Raw genomic sequence first — 4,142 nt, forward strand, 5'->3', positions numbered from 1 at the left:
GACCTTCAATCTCTTGAAAGCCTTTCTAACATTGGTGGAGAAGATCGGGCTCGAACCGACGACCCTTTTGACTGCCAGTAACATATTCAATGCTATATAATGTATTGATTTTCAATATAATATAAAAAACACATTCATACACTTTACATACACAATAAAATAATTTTCTTTTATTCATAGATAATGTTTTAGTAAAGAACAATCTATCTGGATTACAACATCCTAAAAGCAGGCTCAAAAGGCCTAATGAACTAAAGGTAATTTAGATAGTAAAAGAGCAGGGATTCGCATTGTTGACGGAATCTAAAGTTCCTACGGCTATAATAACCTTAATCCTCTCTTTTGTTCTTTCTGATTAATTTATCTAATTTAACAAAAGACAAACTTAAGCCGTGTATAAATAATTGCTTTGCAAGTGCTTATTTGGAAAATTCCTTCGGAATTTTCTCTGGCAAGTATTTGTTTACTAAATTAGTTCCTGCACACCCAACTAATCATACACCAAACGTTAACCAATGATAAAATTTTTTAGAAACATCCGCCAAAAAAACTTGAATGAAAATAAGTTTAGTAATTACCTTATTTATGCATTAACAACTGTAATTACAGTTTTTTCTTATACCAGTATCTTATCTCAAACCAACACGGTATTAGATACACTCAGCGATGATAAACTTTATACTTATAATGAAAAACAATATGTAAAGTCAACAAAAATTCCGTTTACAGGGGTGAGATTGGAGAGGTATCCTAATGGTAAAAAGCGTTTTCAATACCATTATGTAAACGGAGAGCGACATGGATTATTCACTACGTGGTACAGAGATGGGATTAAAGAACACGAATGGACTCAAGTTAATACAGGTGAGGTAATTACTGGTATTGAAACACGGTGGAATCGGCTTGGAGTAAAAACAGTTGAGACGAATCATGATACCGGCCTTAGAACCCTATGGAGAGAATTATACGGTATAACCTACGTAGAACAAGAATTACTAAACAAATCAAAAATTAAGTATACTCGTCAAAGAACATTTTATTCAGACAAAAGTCTGCGCACGAAATACTATAAGAATAAATTCGGTCAAACAGATAGTATTTCCAATTATTGGTATCCTGATGGAACTAAAGGAGAAGAAATCATCTATAAAGATATACAAGAAAAAAGTTGGACAGTTTGGGATCATAAGGGGCGAAAATTTAGGCCATATTTGGATATCCCTTTAGACACCATATCTAGAAGTGATGATGTTCTTGAGTTTAATAAGCAAGGGGATGGATTATATTACCTAAAAGATTCAGATAAGCCATACACTGGACTATTCCTAACCGAAGGGCTGCTCTTAAATACCGAATATAATCCAACAGATTGGAATTTTGACCTCACTGGGTTTAGAGGCCGAGATTATAAAACCGAAGTACTGATGATTTTTGGCAAACCGCATGGCCCTCATAAACAATTTGAAAGTGATGGAGATCTAATCGCTAAAAGTTTCATTGAACAAGCTCGCTGTGACAACACATATTCATCAAGTAGCTATTATCGCGGATCACGAAGCCAAAGAGCTTCTCAACCGTTGACTGTTAATACGAAAGTAGTAATCTTTTTTCTTTTGTTAATCGGGGGTGTGGTTATTTTATTTTTAAAAAAGAAGAAAGTAAGCTCATAAATAGCTTAAAAAAACATAAAAATAAAGTAAAAATGTTAATCTGAGATTTTTTAAAGAGTGACAGCCTTCCAATAAAAACATCATAACAATCAAAAAACAAAGACTATAAGTAATTGTTTTTTTACCTCTTCTAGAAATTAAGTGACCTTTTAAGAGTTAAGCAACTTATTAAATATTTAATATATTAGTATTAAAGTGTTGGTATAGTTAAGCCAACATTTCTAATATATTATATTTCATTAATTTGGTTTGATATGGGTATAAACAGGAGAGTACGCAATATGGAAGTAATAGTCGTACCGATTATTATGGTGATTCTTTATTTTTTATGGAATATATTTATATCAGATATATCTGGAAGTTCGCATTCCAAACTTTCAGATAAGCAAATCGAAAGACTGAATACGGAACGGAAGTTAGCAGAGAAAAGGTATGTGAATTATAAAGATCCGAGAGTAGAAAAGCAACTGATGAATTATGAAGAATTCTTTGAAGAAATTGATAGTTTAACATACAAATTAGGTTCAGAAATTCCTTATACTGGATCATTTCGAGGTATCAAGACCATTTTCTCCAATGATAGCACTTACTCGGAGAAACATGCGGAGGAAGGGAATTTCCTTAATGGACAGAAAGAAGGTGTCTGGACTGACTGGAGTTCCTCGGGATCAATAATTCAACAAGGTAAGTACAGTAAAAACAAAAAAGTCGGCATTTGGATAGAAATGGTAGGTGGAAAAAAATCAGTCAGCTATATAGATGGCGTGATGAATGGCCCTTTAATCGAATGGCGTGAAAACGGTGACATCCACAGGCAAATGAACTATGTTAATGGAAAACTTGATGGTATTAAGACGGCATTTTATGAAGATGGAAAGAAACTTAAGGAAGTTCATTATGTAAATGGAAAATTAGACGGTCCATGGGAGTATTGGCATTCAAATGGCAATAAAATGACAGAGGGAAACTGCGTGAATAATGAACCAAAGGGACTTTGGAAGGGATGGCATAGAAATGGTCAAAAAAAATATGAGGAAATTAAAGATGGATGGTCGAGGAGCTCTGAACGAAAGGAATGGGATGAGAATGGTATTGAAATAACTAAATAAGGCTTTATATGGATATCGAAAATTGAGTTAATCAATGCTAACACATTTGAATAAATCTAAATTTGTTTTAGATATTATAAAACCTTAAGACACCATTGAATTTATTTCAAACAGTAATGGTTCTATTAGTAAATGCATATTAAACAAGGAGAATTAACTGAATGGATCAAGAGGTGTATAGTGCATCCCCTTCGCGATACGCACCATACACAGACCGTTACCCAAAATTCAATAATTATTTAGGTAACATGAAAACTCAAATATTCACTAGTACCCAAAGCTCTACTTCTTCTGAAGAACGCCAATGCTGATCTCGTTTAGTTTTAATAGAAGCAGCTTTCACCTTTTTTTTAATACATCTTTCCAATTGAAACCTATTGCCTTCAACTAATTCTGTTTCTATAGGATGTGCTGTTGTAACATTAGTTATTTGAGCCAAATTTGAGAAGATTAATACAAGTTTACCCTCAGGCAAAAGTCTTTTTTTTGCCGCAATAAAAAAATCCGTAAACAAGGTCTTATTGTAATAAATAGCGTCATCGATACTACTAAGATCATGATTTTCAGGTAGCCAAGGCGGATTAAACACAATCAATTCAGTCGGTTTTTCCCATTTACCAAAGAGGTGCCCAAAGTCCAATTCAATCTTCCGAGATAACTTAGTTGAACCCATAAACTCAATCAATCCAACAATTGCATTCGGATTTATATCAGTTGCATAGACTTTTTGGAAATTATGTTGTATCAATTGCATTGTCAATACTCCACAGCCAATTCCAATTTCTATTGCTGTTTTTTTTAATCCTGTATAACGCTTCAACCAATTATCAAAAAGTACTAAATGTTCAAAACGCGTTGGGAAATATATTCCGTAATAAGGATTCATTTTGTTGCGAAGTACTGGTATAGAAATCCCATTTTGATACCATTGCCAAGAGCTATTCAATCCTTGTACTTGAGGAAAGGTTAGACAAAAATGATCATTATCTGGATAAAACTTTTCTAACCAACCAATGCTAGGTGATTTCTTTACACTTAGTTTTTGATCGACAATTTCTAATAAAATTAAATTTGAAAGTTTATAATATTCTGAGCGATACTTTTGCTGCTCCTTAAAAGATTTATTAGGTAATTTAAGTTTCAGATATTTATGTAAATCCTGAAGAAGAGATATTCCATCATTATAAAAATCATTGATTATTATCGATTCACCTTTCTTTAGCGCCTTTATCGTATGTTCAACCTCAGTTCCTTGATTATATAATTTTCTTTTTTCGTTAATTGCAATAGGCTCTGGTTTATTTACTTCTATCTCAGTAATCATTGATTGGTTTCCTTTTTGATAAGGTAGGTATTCCTTTCT

General features: G+C 32.9%; 3 protein-coding genes. 2 read left to right on the plus strand and 1 reads right to left on the minus strand.

Annotated elements, in window-relative coordinates; genetic code table 11:
• Positions 1 to 515 precede the first annotated feature (515 nt).
• Positions 516 to 1,670 carry a toxin-antitoxin system YwqK family antitoxin gene (locus tag AC15TD_RS02380; RefSeq protein WP_484450539.1) on the plus strand — a complete coding sequence of 385 codons (1,155 nt, stop codon included), beginning with the start codon at positions 516 to 518 and terminating at the stop codon, positions 1,668 to 1,670.
• Positions 1,671 to 1,951: 281 nt separating this feature from the next.
• Complete coding sequence (locus AC15TD_RS02385) at positions 1,952 to 2,779, plus strand: toxin-antitoxin system YwqK family antitoxin (protein WP_484450540.1); 828 nt, start codon at positions 1,952 to 1,954, stop codon at positions 2,777 to 2,779.
• Positions 2,780 to 3,035: 256 nt separating this feature from the next.
• On the opposite strand, the gene AC15TD_RS02390 is transcribed toward AC15TD_RS02385, so the two are convergent.
• The coding region (locus AC15TD_RS02390) for a methyltransferase (RefSeq protein ID WP_484450541.1) at positions 3,036 to 4,142 on the minus strand (1,107 nt) is incomplete at its 5' end.

The organism is Yeosuana sp., assembly GCF_057126245.1.

What these genes read in the sequence shown, in the direction of transcription:
- AC15TD_RS02380 (WP_484450539.1), top strand. Translation starts at nt 516, where the DNA reads ATGATAAAATTTTTTAGAAACATCCGCCAAAAAAACTTGAATGAAAAT.
- AC15TD_RS02385 (WP_484450540.1), top strand. Translation starts at nt 1,952, where the DNA reads ATGGAAGTAATAGTCGTACCGATTATTATGGTGATTCTTTATTTTTTA.